The sequence below is a fragment of the Pseudomonas sp. MPDS genome (assembly GCF_013283895.1).
Lineage (GTDB): Bacteria > Pseudomonadota > Gammaproteobacteria > Pseudomonadales > Pseudomonadaceae > Aquipseudomonas > Aquipseudomonas rhizophila.
Window position 1 is genome coordinate 2,283,961 of record NZ_CP054128.1, and the last position, 18,210, is coordinate 2,302,170.

Genomic DNA, 18,210 nt, shown 5'->3' on the forward strand with positions numbered 1-18,210 from the left:
TTGCGATTCAACAGGACAAGGTTCGACGTGAAAACCACCTTCAAAAACAACAACCGCGCCCCCGCCCGCTGGCTGCCGCTGGCCCTGACCCTGGCCGTCAGTGCCGCATTGCCCCAGGCCTTCGCCGATCAGGCGGCCACGTCCATTCACATCCAGGCGCAGCCGCTGGGCCAGGCCTTGAGCCAGCTCGGCCAGCAGACTTCTTTGCAGGTGTTCTTCAGCCCGGAGCTGGTGGCCGGCAAGCAAGCCCCGGCGGTGGACGGCAACTTGTCCCCAGAAGCGGCCCTGGGCCAACTGCTGCAAGGCAGCGGCCTGCAATACCAGATCAATGAAGGTTCGGTGACCGTGCTGCCGGCGCCCTCGGCGTCCACTGGCGGCCCGCTGGAACTGGGGGCCACCGACATCCAGGTGGTCGGTGACTGGCTCGGCGATGCCAATGCCGAAGTGGTGCAGAACCATGCCGGCGCGCGCACGGTAATCCGCCGCGAAGCGATGGTGGAGCAGGGGGCCATGAACGTCGGCGATGTGCTGCGGCGCGTGCCGGGGGTGCAGGTGCAGGATGCCAATGGCACCGGCGGCAGCGACATCTCCCTGAACGTCGGCGTGCGCGGTCTCACTTCGCGCCTGTCGCCCCGTTCCACGGTGCTGATCGACGGCGTGCCGGCGGCGTTTGCGCCTTATGGTCAGCCGCAACTGTCCATGGCGCCGATTTCTGCGGGCAACTTGGACAGCATCGACGTGGTGCGCGGCGCCGGGTCCGTGCGTTACGGGCCGCAGAACGTCGGCGGCGTGATCAACTTCGTGACCCGCGCGATTCCGGAAAAAGCCACCGGTGAAATCGGCACCACCCTGGAAACCTCCCAGCGCGGCGGCTGGAAGCACATCGACAGCGCTTTTCTCGGCGGCACGGCCGATAACGGCATGGGCGTTGCGCTCCTGTATTCGGGGGTCAACGGTAATGGCTATCGCCGCAGCAACAACGACAATGACATCGACGACGTCATCCTCAAGACCCATTGGGCGCCCACCGAGGTGGATGATTTCTCGCTGAACTTCCATTACTACGACGCCAAGGCTGACATGCCCGGCGGCCTGACCCAGGCGCAATACGACGCGGACCCGTATCAGTCCGACCGTGACTGGGACAACTTTGCCGGCCGGCGCAAGGACGTGTCGTTCAAGTGGATCCGCGAGATCAGCGAACGCACCCAGGCCGAAGTGCTGACCTATTATTCCGACAGCTACCGTGGCAGCACCATCGCCTCCCGGGACCAGCGCAACCTGGCGTCCTACCCGCGTACTTACTACACCTTCGGCATCGAACCGCGGGTGTCCCATGTGTTTGACCTGGGCTCGACCACCCAGGAAGCCAGCGTCGGTTATCGCTACCTCAAGGAAGGCATGCACGAAGAGGCCAGTCGCCTGGCGCTGCGCGATAACCAGCCGGTGGTGCGGCCGGGGTCCGATGGTCACGTCTATCAGGACCGCACTGGTGGCACCGAAGCCCATGCGGTCTACATCGATGACAAGATTGATGTCGGCAAGTGGACCATCACCCCGGGCATCCGTTTCGAACGCATCAGCACCCAATGGCACGACCGCCCGGTGCTCGACACCGACGGCAGTCCGGTACAGGAAAAACGCCGCAGCATCGACAGCAACGAACCGCTGCCGGCCTTGAGCGTGATGTATCACCTGTCCGATGCCTGGAAGCTGTTCGCCAACTACGAGACGTCGTTCGGCAGCCTGCAATATTTCCAGCTCGGCCAGGGCGGCGACGGCAACAACACCGCCAACGGCCTGAACCCGGAAAAAGCCAAGACCTACGAGATCGGTACCCGCTACAACGATGACGTGTGGGGCGGGGAAGTGACGCTGTTCTACATCGACTTCGACGACGAGTTGCAGTACATCAGCAACGATGTGGGCTGGACCAACATGGGCGCCACCAAGCACCAGGGCCTGGAAGCCTCGGTGCGCTACGACATGGCCGCGCTGGACCCACGCCTGGAAGGCCTGAGCGCCAATGCCGGTTTCACCTACACCCGCGCAACTTATGAAGGTGATATTCCAAGCTTCAAGGGCCGTGACCTGCCGTTCTACTCGCGTCAGGTGGCGAACCTGGGGTTGCGTTATGAGATCAATCGCTGGACTTACAACCTCGATGCCTTTGCCCAGTCTAAGCAACGCTCACCCGGCAACAGCGTGAACCCCGACGGCAGCTTCAGCGACGATTACATCACCGACGGCAGCGCCGATGGACGCTACGGTGACATGCCGGGTTACGTGCTCTGGAACGTGCGCGCTGGCTACGACTTCGGATCGCAACTATCGAACCTGAAGGTCGGCGCCGGGGTGAAGAACCTGTTCGACCATCAGTACTACACCCGCTCCAGCGACAACAACTCGGGCATCTATGTCGGCGCACCGCGTACGTTTTTTGTGCAGGCGAGCGTGGGGTTCTGATGAAAAACCAGGATTGACGCGTACTCCTGTGGCGAGGGGATTTATCCCCGTTGGGCTGCGCAGCAGACCCAAAGCGGCAGACTCAATCTGCCTGACACACCGAGTTAGTGATTTTAGGGCTGCTTCGCAGCCCAACGGGGATAAATCCCCTCGCCACAAATAAATCCCCTCGCCACAGATAAATCTCCGTTCCACAGAGAGGGGGGTAACGCCTCAAACCTTCAACACTTTCCCACTGACCGCCACCGCCACCAACGACAGCGCGATCAACCCGAACGCAAAGCTCAGGCTGCTGCCATGGGCGACGAATCCGATCAGCGCCGGGCCTGCGAGGATGCCGGCGTAGCCGATGGTGGTGATGGCCGGTACGGCGATCGCTTCAGGCATCAGCGTCTGCTTGCCGACCGCGGTGTACAACACCGGCACGATGTTCGAACACCCGGCCCCGACCAACGCATACCCCAACAGCGCCGCCTGCCACATCGGTGCCAGGGTCGCCAGCAGGAACCCGGCCGCAGCGGTCGCGCCGCCGTAGATAATCACGCGTCTGGCGCCCAGGCGATGCACCACCGAATCCCCCGTCAAGCGGCCAACGGTCATGGTCAGCGCGAACGCGGCATAACCGAGCCCGGCATAGGCGGTTTCCACTCCACGCTCGGCCGTCAGAAATACCGCGCTCCAGTCCAGCACCGCGCCTTCGGCAAGGAATACGATGAAACACAAGATGCCGATAAACAGCACCACGCCGTGGGGAATGGCAAACGCCGGGCCCGAACTTTCACTGCCATAGGGCAGCAGATGCGGCGCCGCTTTGAACAGCGCCACCAGCAACAATGCATTGACCACCAGCGTCGCCCCCAGGGGCGAAAGGCCGAGGCCGAGCAGCGCGCTCACACCAGCCGCGCCAATGATCCCGCCGAGGCTGAACATGCCGTGAAAACCCGACATCATGGTCTTACCGCTGGCCCGCTCGACGATCACCGCCTGCAGGTTGACGGTCGAGTCCACGGTGCCGAGGCCGGCGCCAAACAAGAACAAGGCTGCCACCAGCCAGGGCAAAGACGTCATCGTTGCCAGCGCGGGCAAGGCCAGGCAGATCAGAATCGTGCCGCCACTGAGCACCCGCCGGCAGCCAAATCGCGCCGCCAGTGCGCCGGAAATCGGCATCGCCAGAATCGACCCCACCCCAAGGCACAACAGCAGCAACCCGAGAGTGCCTTCGTCCAGGTTCGCCCGCACCTTGGCGTACGGCACCAGCGGCGCCCAGGCCGCGATCCCGACACCGGCGATGAGATAGGCAATGCGGGTGGACATCTGTTCCAGGCGTCCGGGGATGAAGGTTGGCGGTGGCGTAATGGCAGTCATGAAACGTCCTTGGTTTGGCGAGGCGATGGTGCGGGCGGGCCCTATGCTTGCACATCCACTGACCGCGCCGCGACCTCAAGGTGCCGAAGAGGTGCGTGGGTGGCAAGCACGCTTTGCCTGCACAGCCTTGGCCGGAATAAAGTACCGGCTTTCGCTGGCTGAATCCGGGTCTGGTCCATGACGCAGTTTTATGATGCACGGGGCAATATTTATGGCGTGGTCTCACCGCAGCAGGTCCGTGCCCAAGGCATTGACCTGCCGCCGACAGCCGCCCAGGCTGCCCATGCCCGCCAGGCCTGGACCCGCGCCGCAGTGCAGGCCTTCTGTAGTTGGGCGCCGCGTCAGGCGCCGCCGGATGCCAAGGCCCATTGCAGCGATGGTCTGCTGATCGGCCCGTTCCAGAATGAGCCACCTTTTGACCTGTTGATCGTCAACACCGATGGGACCCTGGCCGAGCGCAGCGGCAATGGCCTGACGATTTTCTCCCAGGCGCTCAAAGAGCAAGGCTTGATGCCGAGCGACGGCGAATGTGTTCTACAGGTTCATCACGACAAACGTGAAGGCGTGTCACCGCTGCAAACGGCGGTCCGCGCAGCTGAGTTCGAAGGTCTCTCGGGTTTCTGGCTGGACCTGGGAAAACCACTTTTCGGGCCCGGCGCTGTCGCGGCTCAAGGTGTGCAAAGCGTGATCGTCAACCAGCGCGAAGTCAGCCGTGTGGCTGCGCTTCATGCTTTGAATCCGGCCTGGGGCAGCAGTCAGTTCGTGAACATTGGCAACCCGCACTGCGTGACCCTGGTGGACAGCGCCGAGACGTTGCCAAGTAACCCGCAAATGCGTTCCCCAGCGTTGGCCCAAAGCCTGACGCGCATTGCCTATGCGCCGCCCGGTGGGGCCGGGATTCCCTGCCCGGCGGGGGTGAATCTGCAGTGGGCTTGGCGCCAGGCCGAAGCAAGCATTGCCGCGCGGATTTTTGAACGAGGGGAAGGTCCCACCGCTTCTTCGGGCACCAGTGCCAGTGCGGTGGCGTGCGCCGCGTGGCGAGTGGGTTGGGTGAAGGCGGGGGCGGTGAGTGTGGTGATGCCGGGTGGCACTGCACCGATTCTGCTGGAAGAACAGGCGGGTGAGCTGATGCGGGTCAGGTTGTTTGGTATTGCGCGGTCTGTGTCATAGACGATCTGCGCCGCAGCCAATGACGCCATCGCGAGCAGGCTCGCTCCCACATTCGATCTTCAGCGGGCACAAAAATGCGCGTACGGCGCCGCTCCACTGTGGGAGCGAGCCTGCTCGCGATGACCTCAACCTGGCTGAACCGCAAACTCCACCATCGGCATCTGCCGCTTCATCAGCACTTCGCCATTGCGAATGGAGTAAAGCGGTAGGCCCTGGCTACGGATCACTTCGTAGTCACTGTCGGCCGAGAGGATCAGCAGATTCGCCGGGCGCCCGGCTTCCAGGCCGTAGCGCTCGCCCAGGGCCATGGCCTTGGCGCTGTTATCAGTGACCAGGTCCAGGGCGCTTTGCAGGTTGCGGTAACCCAGCATGTGGCAGATGTGCAGGCCAGCTTCCAGCACCCGCAGGATATTGCCGTTGCCCAGGGGGTACCACGGGTCGACGATGGAGTCCTGGCCGAAGCACACGTTCATCCCCGCTTCGAGCAATTCGTTGACTCGGGTGACGCCGCGGCGTTTAGGGAAGTTATCGAAACGTCCTTGCAGGTGGATGCTTTCGGTGGGGCAGGAAACGAAGCTGATGCCCGAGTGCCCGAGCAGGCGAAACAGCTTGGCGCAGTAGGCATTGTCATAGGAGCCCATGGCCGTGGTGTGGCTGGCGGTGACGCGGGCGCCCATGTCGCGGCTGCGGGCTTCTTCGGCCAGCACTTCGAGAAAGCGCGAGTGCGGGTCGTCGGTCTCGTCGCAATGCACGTCCACCAGGCAACCGGTGCGCTCGGCCAGGTCCATCAGGAATTTCACCGAGCTTACGCCTTGATCCCGGGTGTACTCGAAATGCGGAATGCCGCCCACCACGTCGGCACCCATTCGAATTGCTTCCTCCATCAGTTCGCGGCCGTTGCGGTAGGACTCGATGCCTTCCTGGGGAAACGCGACGATCTGCAGGTCGATCAGGTGACGACTTTCCTCACGCACCTCAAGCATGGCTTTGAGGGCGGTGAGGTCAGGATCGGTGACATCGACATGGGTGCGCACATGCTGGATGCCATGGGCGGCCAATGCCTGGATGGTTTTTTTGGCGCGGGTCTTGGTGTCTTCCTGGGTGATGGTGGCCTTGCGCTCGCCCCAGCACTCGATGCCCTCGAACAGCGTCCCGCTCATGTTCCAGCGGGGTTCGCCGGCGGTGAGGGTGGCATCCAGATGAATGTGCGGTTCGACGAAAGGCGGCACCACCAGATTACCGCCGGCGTCGAGGTCTTGCGGGCCGAGGCTCGGGGCTTCGGTCTGGCGTGCAATGCTGGCGATCAGGCCGTTTTCCAGGTGCAGTTCATGCAAGCCTTCGCGGTTGCGCAGGCGGGCGTTGATGATGTGCATCAAGCGAGTCCTTCTCAAAGATCTTGGAGGGGGGTATCGGTGGCGCGAATTCCCAATAGGCCGATCAATATCACATACGTTAGCGCGCCGGTGGCGATTCCTACCAGTGGCGCAACCCAAGGCGAAGTGAACGCCGCGAGGGTGCCTGCGCCGTACGCAAACAGCCCCGGCCAGTTGAAGGCCGGCAGCTGCGCTTGGGCCAGACGCGGATAGCGGCCGCGCCAGCGGAAGAAGAAATCGGCCATGATCACTCCGCCAATCGGCGGGATCACCGTGCCCAGCAAAATCAGGTAAGGCACCAGCAGATCGTACATGCCCAGCAGGGCCAGCAGTGTGCCGATCGCCGCGCCGCCCAGGGTCACGGTTTTGCGCCGACGGGTGCGCAGCAGGTTGCAGCCGGCCACGGCAAAGTTATAGATGGTGTTGTCCTGGGTGCTCCAGATGTTGAGCAGCAGCATCGCCATCGCCGCCATGGCGAAGCCTTGCAACAGCAGAACTTCCACTACGTCCGGCTGCTGATAGACGATGGCTCCGTAGGCGCCGATCAATACCATCAGGCCGTTGCCGATGAAAAAGCCGATCAGGCTCGCCAGCACCGCGATCTTCGCCGAGCGGGAAAACCGCGTCCAGTTGGTCGCCTGGGTGGCACCGCTGACGAACGTGCCGAACACCAGCGTGATGGCGGTGGACCAATCGAGGCTGCCCGTCGGCACCACCGCCAGCAACCCATCCAGGCCACCGACCTTTACCGTCGCGACCCACATCGACAACATCAGCAACAACATCATGGCCGGCACGGCGATGTACGACAGGATCTCCAGCCCGCGATAACCGATGTAGGCGGTGACGCAGAACCCCAGGCCGAACAGCACCATCAGCCCCAGCACGGTGCCTTCGTTCAAATGAAAATACTTGCCCAGTACCACCGCCGCCGTCGCCGTGCCCCAGGCGTACCAGCCGATCTGGGTGAAACCCAGGATCAAGTCGCTGAGCTTGCTGCCCACCTCACCGAAACAGAAGCGACCCATCAGCACCGAATTGAGCCCGCTCTTGAAGGCGATATAACCCAGGCCGGCGGCGTACAGGCCCAACAGCAGATTGCCGATCACGATGACCGTGAGCATTTCGGCAAAACCGAACGCTACCCCCAGCTTGCCACCGGCAAACATCGTGGCGGTGAAAAAGGTGAAGCCCAGCAGCACCATGGCCGTGGAGGCCAGGCCCTTGCGGGCATGCATCGGGACTTCGCTCAAGGGATAGTCGTTGCCCGGATCGTTTTGAGTCATGTGGAGGTCCTTGCGCAGGAGGAAGATGTCGCAAGCGTGCAGCGCCCGTGCCAAGCGAGTGATCGCGAGGTTATTTATAGCCAATCCGTGGGATTGGGTAAGTGAAGAGAACGAAAGCGGTGCGGCGGTGGTTCAAGTTGGAACACAGTTTCCACTGCCTATGCGGTTTCTTCAGGTGGGAGAGTGCAGCGCTAGAAACCGCAACACTGCCGCGACGAGGGCCTCCGGCGCGTCTTCCTGGACCAAATGCCCGGCATTGGGAACGGGATGAAACTGTGCGCCCGGTATCATCCGTTGCAACGCACGACCGCGTTCGATGGGGATCCACTGATCGTCCTCTCCCCAAAGGATCTGCGTCGGGCAGCGCACGGTTGCATACAGCGGTTCGACCTCGCGGGTATAGCGTTCGTCCATCTGCGCGATCTGCCGATAGAGCGCGGCCTGGCCGGTCTCGCCAAGCCAGGGCTGCACGTACGGCGCCAGTTCTTCATAGGGGATCTGCCTGTTGATCGCACCCCGGATATAGGTCGGTACGATGGCCCGCTGAATGTAATCGGGCAGGCCGCTGAACGCCGCTTCGTACTGGCGCACATGCTGGACAAAAGGTGAACCCCAGGGCGACAGCGCCACCGGATCGATCAGGGTCAGGCTGCGGTAGTGCTTGCCGTTGAGCAGGTGCGTGCGCAGGGCGGTTGCGCCACCAAAATCGTGGGCCACCACGTCCGGGCAATCCAGGCCCCAGTGGTCCAGCAACTGTGCGAGCAACTGGTTTTGCACACTGAGGGAAACGTCGGCGTCCGGTTGTGCGGATTGGCCGTAACCCAGCAGGTCAAAGTAATGCACCTTGCGAGTGGCGAAGAACAGCGGGGCGATTCGGTGCCACACGTAGGAAGAGAAGGGCGTGCCGTGGACAAACACCAGCGGCGGGCCGTCGCCGTGGACGGCGTAACGGATGCGGTGTCCGTTGAAGTTGTATTCGTGATCCAGGGGCCAGTGGCTCATGGTCGCGTCCTCTTGGCATGTTCGAGCCAAAAAGCATAGACACAAAAAAAGCCAATGCCACAGGTCCCTGTGGCCCGGTTACTCGCCGCGGTAGATGCAACCGCTGGTGCAGGTCTCATGGATGCGAATGGCACTGAGTTCCGGCAACAATGGCTTCAACTGTTCCCAGATCCACTTGGCCAGGACTTCGCTGGTGGGGTTTTCCAGGCCGGGGATGTCGTTGAGGTAGTTGTGGTCCAGGCGCTCGTAGAGCGGCTTGAAGATCGCCTTGATCTCCGAGAAGTCCCGAATCCAGCCGGTGTGCGGGTCGATGTCGCCGCTCAGGTGAATCGCCACTTTGAACGAGTGGCCGTGCAGGCGGCCGCACTTGTGACCGTCTGGCACGTGGGGCAGGCGGTGGGCGGATTCGAAGGTGAATTCTTTGAAAATTTCCACAGGTTCAGGCTCTTTAAGGTAGCGGTCGCGAGGCAGGCGGCGGAGTTTATCAGTTTGGTTCCGGCGTTGCGCGACCGTGCTGACTAAAGGGTCAGCAAACGCCCGCCCAGCCCACCGTTGGCCGCCAGTTCAAGGAACTCGTCACCGAGCCGGCGGCTTTCGTCCATCGCCGTGCGCCAGTATTTGCGGCGGCTGGTGTCATCGCCCATGAAACGCTTGAAGTCGTTACGGTCCGGCAGCTTGCCGAAGGGCAGGCGCGCCAGGTATTCGCGGGACGGCGCTAGTAGCAGCACGTCCTGCAGACGCTCGACGTTCCCCCGGCGCCATGGCAGGCCCTTGTCGAACCAGCCGGGAATGACCCGGTCGGTGAAGTGCGGATACAGCACGATGTCTTCGCCGCTGTAGGGCAGGTCCAGGTGGTAGTCCAACAGGCCGCCGTCGCGGTAGGTGCCAACGCCGGCGCCGGGTAGGTCGCGCACGCCCTCCATCACCATCGGGATCGAGCCGGATGCCAGCAGCGCCTGGCGCAGATTACCGGCCTCCAGCGGGACGAAGCGTGACGGAAAGTCGTTCAACGGGTGCAACGGCGGCGCCCGGCGTGGGTCGTGGACGATCAGCCGTTCGAAATGCCGCGACAGGCGCGCTCGGCCCCGCAGGTTGTCGGCGATCACCGACGACAATCCCAGGCCGAGTCGCCCGCGATGATCCTGGGCCAGCCAGCCGTGACTTTTGACCACCATGATGTTGAGTCGGTAATGCGGGTTGTCGAGGATCGACGTGTCGCGGCCCTGGAGCAGATCATCGAGCATGCGCTGCGAACTCTGGCTCACCCCGGCCATGGTCACGCCTTTGGCAAAGCTTTGCTCGTTGTACAGGGTGCCCAGGCGCCGGATCCCCTCGGCGGCATCCGGCAGGCAGGCGCTGGCGAAGCGCCAGGAGCCCACCGAAGCACCGATCAGCGAGCGCTCCCGGGGCGCGGCGGGCAGCCACTCGCCAAACAGCGCCAGGTCCAGCCCCTGAATGCCCAAGGCCTTGGGGCCACCAGCGGCGCCCGGCAGAATGCCGACATCGGCAGCGTTCAGGCCAGCCTGGCGAATGCGTGCCAGAGCACGAGGGCCGGCCTTGAGGGTCAGGGCAGGGAACTTGATGTGGATGGCGGTCATACCGGTCTCGAATGGTGCAACGGATAATTTAACGGCGTCAGCCCTGTGGCAGCGAACAGGTTCGCTCCCACATTGATCTGTGTTCAATGATGGCAATTCAGTTTCAGTTAAGTTCGCCCCGATACAGTTCCCCGGTGAAGATTACAAAAAAAGGAGACAACCCATGAACCGCCTGACTGCCTTTTTCATCGTTACCCTGATGGCCATCAGTGGCCTGGCCAGCGCACGAGACCTCACGGCCGACGAAGCCCAAAAGCTGCAGGACGCTGGTACCATTCTGTCGGTTGAAAAACTCAACGCCACTGCCTTGTCCAAACACCCTGGCGCCACCTTGACCGATACCGAGCTGGAGCAAGAATACGGCAAGTACATCTATCAGGTGGACTTGCGCGATGCCCAGGGCGTTGACTGGGAACTTGAATTGGACGCGGTTGACGGCAAGGTACTCAAGAATCATCAGGATCTGTAATGAAGCTTAATTTACGCCCCCGCAGCCGTTGGGGGCTGGCGCTGCTGGTGTTCTGTTCACTGGCCGTCGCTCGAGACCTGGACCAGGATGAGGCCCTGCAATTGCGGCAGCAAGGCGTGATCCTGCCCCTGGAACATTTGCTGCAACAGGCGCTGGATCGCCACCCCGGCGCCAAATTGCTGGAGGCCGAGCTGGAAGAAAAACACGGCGTCTATATTTACGAAGTCGAATTGCTGGCTACCGACGGCGTCGTGCGCGAACTGGACCTGGAGGCCGCGACCGGCCGTTTACTCAAAGATGAGGAAGACTGATGCGCCTGCTTCTGGTGGAAGATCATGTTCCCCTGGCCGACGAAGTGATGGCCGGGCTGACGCGGCAGGGTTACGCCGTCGACTGGCTCGCCGATGGTCGCGACGCGGTTTATCAGGGCAGCAGCGAGCCTTATGACCTGATCGTCCTCGATCTCGGCTTGCCGGGGGTGCCGGGGCTTGAAGTGTTGGCCCAATGGCGCGCGGGCGGCCTGAGCACGCCTGTGCTGATCCTGACCGCCCGTGGTTCCTGGGCCGAACGCATCGAAGGCCTCAAGGCCGGGGCCGACGATTACCTGACCAAACCCTTTCATCCCGAAGAGCTGCACCTGCGGATCCAGGCATTGCTGCGCCGCTCCCATGGCCAGGCCAACCAGCCGACGCTCCAGGCGGCCGGGCTGCATCTGGATGAAGGTCGCCAGTGTGTGAGCCGCGACGGCACCGAAATCCAACTGACCGCGGCCGAATTTCGCCTGCTGCGCTACTTCATGCTTCATCCCGAGCAAATCCTTTCCAAGAGCCATCTCGCCGAACACCTGTATGACGGTGAAACCGAGCGCGATTCCAATGTGCTGGAAGTCCATGTCAATCACTTGCGGCGCAAGCTGGGCCGCAGCGTGATCGAAACCCGTCGCGGCCAGGGTTACCTGTTCGGCGGGCAGGCCCAGTGAGATCGATCCAGCGGCGTCTGAGCCTGGGCCTGATCGGTGTGATGGTGGTGGTCGGCCTGGTTCTGGCGCAGACCAGTCTGTGGTTGTTCGAGCTGGGTCTGCAGCGGTATCTGGAGGCGGGGCTGCGCAACGACAGCGAGAACCTGCTAGTGGCCCTGGTGCGTGGTCCGCAAGGCCTGCAACTGGATGAGCGACGCTTGTCGCCGGCTTATCTGCGACCGTTTTCCGGGCATTATTTCCGCATCGATTTTGCCGATACGCATTGGCGCTCCCGCTCCCTGTGGGACCAGGAGTTGCCCCATCTCGACCATCCGGGGCTGCACAGCAACCTGCAATTGGGGCCTGAAGGTCAGAAGCTGCTGGTCCTGCGCACCGACTATCGGCGTCTGGGCCAGGCGATTTCCATCAGCGTGGCCCAGGACTACACGCCCGTGCGGGACAGCTTCCTGCGCATGCAGCAGATCGGCCTGGGACTTGGGTTGGCGGGGTTGCTGTTGATTCTGTTGTTGCAACGCATCACGGTGCACCGCGCCTTGCGCCCGCTGGACAAAGCCCGGGAGCAGATCGCCCAGTTGCAGCGCGGGCAGCGTTCGCAACTCGACGAACAGGTGCCCCGGGAACTGGAACCGCTGGTGGCGCAGATCAACCATCTGCTGGCCCACACCGAGGACAGCCTCAAACGTTCCCGCAACGCCCTGGGCAACCTGGGTCATGCCCTGAAAACCCCGCTGGCGGTGCTGCAAAGCCTGGCCTCGAATGAAAAACTCGACCCTTACCCCGAGCTGCGCAAGCTGTTGCTCGAACAACTGGAGCAGGTCCGTCAGCGCCTGAACCGCGAACTCAACCGCGCCCGACTGTCCGGCGATGCCTTGCCCGGTGCCCATCTTGACTGCGACGCGGAACTGCCGGCGTTGCTGGCCACGCTGAACATGATCCATGGTGAGCACTTGCACTTGGCTTACGTCGCGCCGCCCGGCCTGCACCTGCCCTGGGATCGTGAAGATCTGTTGGAACTGCTGGGCAACCTGCTGGACAACGCCTGCAAATGGGCCGACGCGCAAGTGCGCCTGACCGTGAGCGAGACAGCCGAAGGGTTCAGCCTGGCGGTGGAAGACGATGGGCCAGGCATTCCCGCAGACCGCCGCGATCAGGTCTTCAGCCGCGGCACGCGGCTCGATGAGCAGACCGACGGCCACGGTCTGGGGCTGGGCATCGTGCGGGACATCGTCGACACCTGGGGCGGGACACTGGCGCTGGGCGACAGCGAGTGGGGCGGGCTGAAGGTCACGATCGGATTGCCTAAGCGCTGATCTCTGGTGGGAGCGAGCCTGCTCGCGATAGCGCCGGGTCAGCCACTTCAATATCAACTGACAGACCGCCATCGCGAGCAGGCTCGCTCCCACATTGTTTTGGGGCTGGACTCAAGATATCGGTGCGTTCCCGCTCTCATGCGGATATAAAACCCGCCGCATGACCCTTGCAGCTTCTCGCCGCTTCCTGCAAAGTCGCGACCTTTTTGTCCGGTGGCTCTCCATCGCTGTGCTTTGAGGTAATGATGATAAATGCAGTAATTGCCGCGGTTGGCGTGATGCTGGTGCTCAGTCTGTCCCGCGTGCATGTGGTGATCGCGCTGATTATCGGCGCTCTGGTGGGCGGCCTGACTGGCGGCCTGGGCATCGACGCCACGCTCAAGGCGTTCAATGCCGGCCTCGGGGGCGGGGCAACCGTGGCGTTGTCCTACGCTTTGCTGGGTGCTTTCGCCGTAGCGATTGCCAAGTCCGGCATGGCTCACGCCCTGGCCGACAAAGCCCTGGCCATGGTGGATCGCCAGGACGTCGCCGGTGGCTCGGGGGTCAAATGGGTCCTGATCGGCTTGCTGGGAACGGTAGCGGTCGCCTCCCAGAATATTCTGCCGATCCATATCGCCTTCATCCCGCTGTTGGTGCCACCGCTTCTTTATGTACTGACCAAGCTGCAGCTGGACCGCCGGTTGATTGCCTGCGTCATGACTTTTGGCTTGATCACGCCCTACATGTTCTTGCCGGTGGGCTTTGGCAACATCTTCCTCAACGAGATCCTGCTAGCCAACGTCGCCCGCAGCGGCGTGGATGTCAGTGGCATCAACATCACCCATGCCATGGGCATTCCGGCGCTGGGCATGGTGTTTGGCTTGGTCATGGCATTTTTCACGTATCGCAAAAAACGCATCTACGACCTGAAGACTATCGCCAGGGCCGAACAGGTGACCGTGCGCTACAACCCGTTGAGCCTGTTGGTGGCGGGGCTGGCGATCGCGGCGGCGTTTGCCATTCAGCTCCTGCTGGATTCGATGATCATCGGTGCCCTGGTCGGGTTCCTGATTTTCTCGGTATCGGGGGTGGTGCGCTGGCGCGAAACCGACGACCTGTTCACCGAAGGCATGAAGATGATGGCGATGATCGGTTTCATCATGATCGCCGCCTCAGGCTTTGCCGAAGTGATGAAGGCGACAGGCGAAGTCCAGAGCCTGGTGGAAACCTCCGCGACCTGGATCGGCCACAACAAGGGCATCGGCGCCCTGTTGATGTTGCTGGTGGGCTTGCTGGTGACCATGGGCATCGGTTCATCGTTCTCCACGGTGCCGATCCTGGCGACGATCTTCGTGCCGCTGTGCCTGCAATTGGGTTTCAGCCCGCTGGCGATCGTTTGCATCGTCGGCACCGCCGGAGCCCTGGGCGATGCCGGCTCGCCCGCTTCGGACTCGACCCTGGGCCCGACCTCCGGGCTGAACATCGATGGCCAGCACCACCACATCTGGGACACCGTGGTCCCGACCTTCATCCATTACAACTTGCCGCTGCTGGTGTTTGGCTGGGTGGCGGCGATGGTGTTGTAACCCGGGACCCAGTTGCCTTCATCGCGAGCAGGCTCGCTCCCACAGGGGTGTTCACAGAATATCCAATGTGGGAGCGAGCCTGCTCGCGATAGGGCCCCCAAATTCAGCAGCTCTTTTAGCCGACCACTCGGCGCAAGCCCTTTCACCTTGTCCTACAGTTTTCCCACGCCGTGCCGTTAACCCAGTTAACCACGCCATAAAACCGACAAGAGTGAACAGTATGCGCCTGAGCCTGAAGGCTAAAGTTCTGTCCCTGGCAATACTGCCCGTATTGCTGTCCGCCGCTATCATCAGCCTGACCACGGCCTTCATTCTGAAGGAACAGGCCGGTAAAGAGGTCCAGCAAACCCGCGAGCGCTTGCTCAGCGACGCCAAGGCCACCCTGCAGAATTACGTCGCGGTGGGGCTTACTGCCATCAAGCCGTTGTACGATGCGTCGGCACCCGGGGATAACGCCGCGCGGGCCGAGGCGATCAAGCTGCTGTCGAACGTCACCTACGGCAAGGACGGCTATTTCTTCGGTTACGACTCCGAAACTGTTCGTCTCTTCAAGGCCAACAGCCCCGACGGCGTGGGCAAAAACTTCAAGGACAACCGCGATCCCAACGGTGTCTATGTCAACCGTGACCTGGTGAAAGTCGCCAAGGACGGGACCCACTATCTGGAATACAGCTCGCCACTGCCAAACAGCAAGGAACTGGTGCCAAAGCTCGGCTACACCGACTACCTGCCCAAGTGGGACATGGCGGTCGGCAGCTCGGTCAACCTGGACGGCATTGAAGCTCAGGTAGCACTGGTTGAGGCCAAGGTTCAAGAACGTCTGCAAGGCGTTCTGCTGAGCATTGTGGGTATTGCTGTCGTGGTATTGCTGGTGATTGCGGTGGTGGGCATGTTGCTGGCCAATGCCATCCTGCGGCCGCTGCACCTGATGAAAGACAACCTCGATGACATCGCGGCGGGCGAGGGCGACCTGACTCGTCGCCTGGCGATCACCAGCCAGGACGAACTTGGCCAACTGGCCGGCTCGTTCAACCGTTTTGTCGACAAGATCCACGGTCTGGTCCGGCAGATCACCGAAATGACCTCGCAGCTGACTGGGCTGGTGGCGCAGGTTTCCGAGCAGGCACAGCGCTCCGAGCAGGCCATGGAGCGTCAGCGTCACGAAACCGACCAGGTCGCCACGGCGATCAACGAGATGTCTTCGGCCGCCCAGGAAGTGGCTCGCAGTGCCCAGGGTGCCGCCGTCGCGGCCCAGCAGACCGACGAAGAAGGCCAGTCCGCCAAACGTGTGGTGGCCGGCAGCATCCAGCAGATTCATGCACTGGTGAACGATATTCGCAGCAGCGGCTTGTCCCTGGACAGTTTGCAACAGGACGTGGCTTCGATTGTCAGCGTGTTGGGGGTGATTCGCTCGATCGCCGAGCAGACCAACCTGTTGGCGCTGAACGCCGCCATCGAGGCCGCTCGCGCCGGGGAAGCGGGCCGCGGTTTTGCCGTGGTGGCTGATGAAGTGCGGGCCCTGGCCAGCCGGACTCAGCAAAGTACCCAGGAAATCCAGGGCATGATTGATCGTCTGCAGTCGGGCACCCACGCAGCGGTAGAAGCGATGCGCCGCTCCAGCGAAGCGGGCGATGGCACGTCGGTGCAGGCCAACGAGGCCGGCGCGTCCCTGGACACCATGGCGCAGTTGATCGGCACCATCAATTCGATGAACGCCCAGATCGCCAGCGCTGCTGAAGAACAGACCGCCGTGGCCGAGGAAATCAACCGCAGCGTGCACCAGATCGCCGTGGCGGTGGACAGCGTCGCCGACGAAACTCAACTCGGTGCCCAGACCTCCCGCAGCTTGGCCGATCTGGGCCAACGCCTGGGCAAACTGGTGGGGCAGTTCCGCATCTGAGTCGTGCAGCAGGAGCTGCCGAAGGCTGCGATCTTTCGTGCTCGATCCGGATGTTTCGCCTGGGCAACCGGGCCCTATCGGGAAAGGAGGATCGCAGCCTTCGGCAGTTCTTGCCGGACGCAGGCAAACACGACCTTGTGGGAGCGAGCCTGCTCGCGATGGCGGTAGATCAGTCAATAACGATGTTGACTGTGAAGGCGCTATCGCGAGCAGGCTCGCTCCCACAATTGTTTGGCGGTGTCTGCATGATTGGGGAGGCCGTGCAGGCGCTACGCTTCTCGCACATCCCGCATCAACAACCCAAACCGCAAATCCACCGCATCCGGAATCGGTACGTACACCACGTGCCCGTCTCCCGGTGCCACGTCGATGCCCTGGCCGTTGACGTTCTGCAACTGATGCAGGTCGAAGTGAAAGTTGCCCTTGGGGGTCATCAATTCCATGTGATCGCCCAGGCCAAAGCGGTTCTTGACCCGGACTTCGGCCAGACGCTCGCGCCGTTGGCCGGTCAATTCGCCGACGAACTGCTGGCGCTCCGACACTGAGCTGCCGTTCTGATAGTTCTGGTACTCATCATGAACATGCCGGCGTAGAAAACCCTCGGTGTAGCCGCGCTGGGCCAGGGATTCGAGATCGGTCATCAGGCTGCGGTCAAACTCCCGGCCGGCCACGGCGTCGTCGATCGCCCGGCGATAGACCTGGGTGGTGCGTGCGCAATAAAAGTGCGACTTGGTCCGGCCTTCGATCTTCAAGGAATGCACGCCCATGCGGGCAAGCCGTTCCACGTGTTGCACGGCCCGCAGATCCTTGGCGTTCATGATGTAGGTGCCGTGCTCATCCTCGAAGGCCGGCATCGATTCCTCCGGGCGGTTCGCTTCCTGAAGCAGGAACACCTGGTCGGTGGGCGCGCCGAGGCCCAGGGTCGGTTCGGCTGGCCAGGTCTGCACGATATCGCCCACCGCGTTTTCCTGCGCCGGTTGCGCCGAATATTTCCAGCGACAGGCGTTGGTGCAACTGCCCTGGTTGGCGTCGCGCCGGTTCAGGTAGCCCGACAGCAGGCAGCGCCCGGAATAGGCCATGCACAGCGCCCCGTGAACGAACACTTCCAGTTCCATGGCCGGCACCTGCTCGCGGATTTCGGCGATCTCCTCCAAGGACAGCTCCCGGGACAGGATGATGCGGCTCAAGCCCTGCTGTTGCCAGAACTCGACGCTTGCCCAGTTCACGGTGTTGGCCTGTACCGAGAGATGAATCGGCATCTGCGGGAAATGCCGGCGCACCAGCATGATCAAGCCGGGGTCGGACATGATCAGCGCATCTGGTGCCATGGCAATCACAGGTTCCAGGTCTTTGAGGAAGGTCCGCAGCTTGGCGTTGTGGGGCGCGATGTTCACCACCACATAGAAGCGCTTGCCCATGGCCTGGGCCTCGCCAATGCCCAAGGCCAGATTGGCGTGGTCGAACTCGTTGTTACGCACACGCAGGCTGTAGCGCGGCTGACCGGCGTACACCGCGTCGGCGCCGTAGGCGAAGGCATAACGCATGTTTTTCAGGGTGCCGGCGGGGGCGAGCAGTTCGGGGGCAACGAAGGGCATGGTGGCGTCGGATCGCAAAAAGCGCCGAGAGTACGCCACGACGGGTACCGTGCAATTGATCTGGATCAACACCGGATGCAAAGGGAAAGGCACTCCGGCGAATCCTGGCTGACTAACGTTTATTGCGCCAAG

15 protein-coding genes and 1 pseudogene are annotated in these 18,210 nt (G+C 62.3%); 9 read left to right on the forward strand and 7 right to left on the reverse strand.

Annotation, left to right across the window (positions count from 1 at the left end; translation table 11 throughout):
* The first annotated feature begins 27 nt into the window (after nt 1-27).
* Nucleotides 28-2,466, forward strand: a complete 2,439-nt coding sequence (locus HQ912_RS10025) for a TonB-dependent siderophore receptor (protein WP_047229275.1) — start codon at nt 28-30, stop codon at nt 2,464-2,466.
* A gap of 213 nt (nt 2,467-2,679) precedes the next feature.
* Here the strand turns inward: HQ912_RS10025 and HQ912_RS10030 are convergent, their stop codons facing one another.
* Nucleotides 2,680-3,831 (reverse strand): MFS transporter, encoded by a 1,152-nt coding sequence (locus HQ912_RS10030; RefSeq protein WP_047229274.1) that lies wholly within the window; start codon nt 3,829-3,831, stop codon nt 2,680-2,682.
* Between the two features lie 177 nt (nt 3,832-4,008).
* On the opposite strand from HQ912_RS10030, the gene HQ912_RS10035 reads away from it, so the two are divergent.
* Nucleotides 4,009-5,001, forward strand: coding sequence for a DeoR family transcriptional regulator (locus HQ912_RS10035; protein WP_047229273.1), 993 nt, complete (start codon nt 4,009-4,011; stop codon nt 4,999-5,001).
* A gap of 125 nt (nt 5,002-5,126) precedes the next feature.
* On the opposite strand, the gene codA is transcribed toward HQ912_RS10035, so the two are convergent.
* From codA to HQ912_RS10060, 5 genes are all read right to left on the reverse strand, one after another.
* Nucleotides 5,127-6,374 (reverse strand): cytosine deaminase, encoded by a 1,248-nt coding sequence (gene codA, locus HQ912_RS10040; protein ID WP_076383904.1) that lies wholly within the window; start codon nt 6,372-6,374, stop codon nt 5,127-5,129.
* A gap of 14 nt (nt 6,375-6,388) precedes the next feature.
* Nucleotides 6,389-7,660, reverse strand: coding sequence for a cytosine permease (gene codB / locus HQ912_RS10045; RefSeq protein ID WP_076383905.1), 1,272 nt, complete (start codon nt 7,658-7,660; stop codon nt 6,389-6,391).
* A gap of 171 nt (nt 7,661-7,831) precedes the next feature.
* Nucleotides 7,832-8,662, reverse strand: coding sequence for an alpha/beta fold hydrolase (locus HQ912_RS10050; RefSeq protein WP_173406741.1), 831 nt, complete (start codon nt 8,660-8,662; stop codon nt 7,832-7,834).
* 78 nt (nt 8,663-8,740) lie between these two features.
* Nucleotides 8,741-9,097: a 6-carboxytetrahydropterin synthase QueD gene (gene queD / locus HQ912_RS10055; protein WP_047229269.1), complete on the reverse strand. Its 357-nt coding sequence runs from the start codon at nt 9,095-9,097 to the stop codon at nt 8,741-8,743.
* A gap of 83 nt (nt 9,098-9,180) precedes the next feature.
* The gene (locus HQ912_RS10060; protein WP_076383908.1) at nt 9,181-10,260 is read right to left on the reverse strand and encodes a hypothetical protein; all 1,080 of its coding nucleotides are present in this window, start codon (nt 10,258-10,260) and stop codon (nt 9,181-9,183) included.
* A gap of 163 nt (nt 10,261-10,423) precedes the next feature.
* Between HQ912_RS10060 and HQ912_RS10065 the strand changes: the two genes are divergently transcribed.
* The 7 genes and pseudogenes from HQ912_RS10065 to HQ912_RS28085 all read left to right on the forward strand — a co-directional run bounded on the left by HQ912_RS10065 (nt 10,424) and on the right by HQ912_RS28085 (nt 16,483).
* Nucleotides 10,424-10,729, forward strand: coding sequence for a PepSY domain-containing protein (locus tag HQ912_RS10065; RefSeq protein ID WP_047229267.1), 306 nt, complete (start codon nt 10,424-10,426; stop codon nt 10,727-10,729).
* The gene (locus HQ912_RS10070) at nt 10,729-11,040 is read left to right on the forward strand and encodes a PepSY domain-containing protein (protein WP_047229266.1); all 312 of its coding nucleotides are present in this window, start codon (nt 10,729-10,731) and stop codon (nt 11,038-11,040) included. The genes HQ912_RS10065 and HQ912_RS10070 overlap by 1 nt, the downstream gene beginning before the upstream one ends.
* Nucleotides 11,040-11,708: a response regulator transcription factor gene (locus tag HQ912_RS10075; RefSeq protein WP_076383909.1), complete on the forward strand. Its 669-nt coding sequence runs from the start codon at nt 11,040-11,042 to the stop codon at nt 11,706-11,708. The genes HQ912_RS10070 and HQ912_RS10075 overlap by 1 nt, the downstream gene beginning before the upstream one ends.
* Nucleotides 11,705-13,018: an ATP-binding protein gene (locus HQ912_RS10080; protein WP_107322235.1), complete on the forward strand. Its 1,314-nt coding sequence runs from the start codon at nt 11,705-11,707 to the stop codon at nt 13,016-13,018. The genes HQ912_RS10075 and HQ912_RS10080 overlap by 4 nt, the downstream gene beginning before the upstream one ends.
* Nucleotides 13,019-13,266: 248 nt before the next feature.
* Complete coding sequence (locus HQ912_RS10085; protein WP_173407527.1) at nt 13,267-14,583, forward strand: Na+/H+ antiporter family protein; 1,317 nt, start codon at nt 13,267-13,269, stop codon at nt 14,581-14,583.
* Between the two features lie 220 nt (nt 14,584-14,803).
* A pseudogene (locus HQ912_RS28080) lies at nt 14,804-15,625 on the forward strand (cache domain-containing protein); the annotation flags it as partial.
* A gap of 102 nt (nt 15,626-15,727) precedes the next feature.
* Entirely contained in the window at nt 15,728-16,483 is a 756-nt protein-coding gene (locus HQ912_RS28085) for a methyl-accepting chemotaxis protein (RefSeq protein WP_371264138.1), read from the forward strand.
* 269 nt (nt 16,484-16,752) lie between these two features.
* On the opposite strand, the gene yegQ is transcribed toward HQ912_RS28085, so the two are convergent.
* Nucleotides 16,753-18,078 carry a tRNA 5-hydroxyuridine modification protein YegQ gene (yegQ, locus tag HQ912_RS10095; RefSeq protein ID WP_076386590.1) on the reverse strand — a complete coding sequence of 442 codons (1,326 nt, stop codon included), beginning with the start codon at nt 18,076-18,078 and terminating at the stop codon, nt 16,753-16,755.
* Between the last annotated feature and the right edge of the window lie 132 nt (nt 18,079-18,210).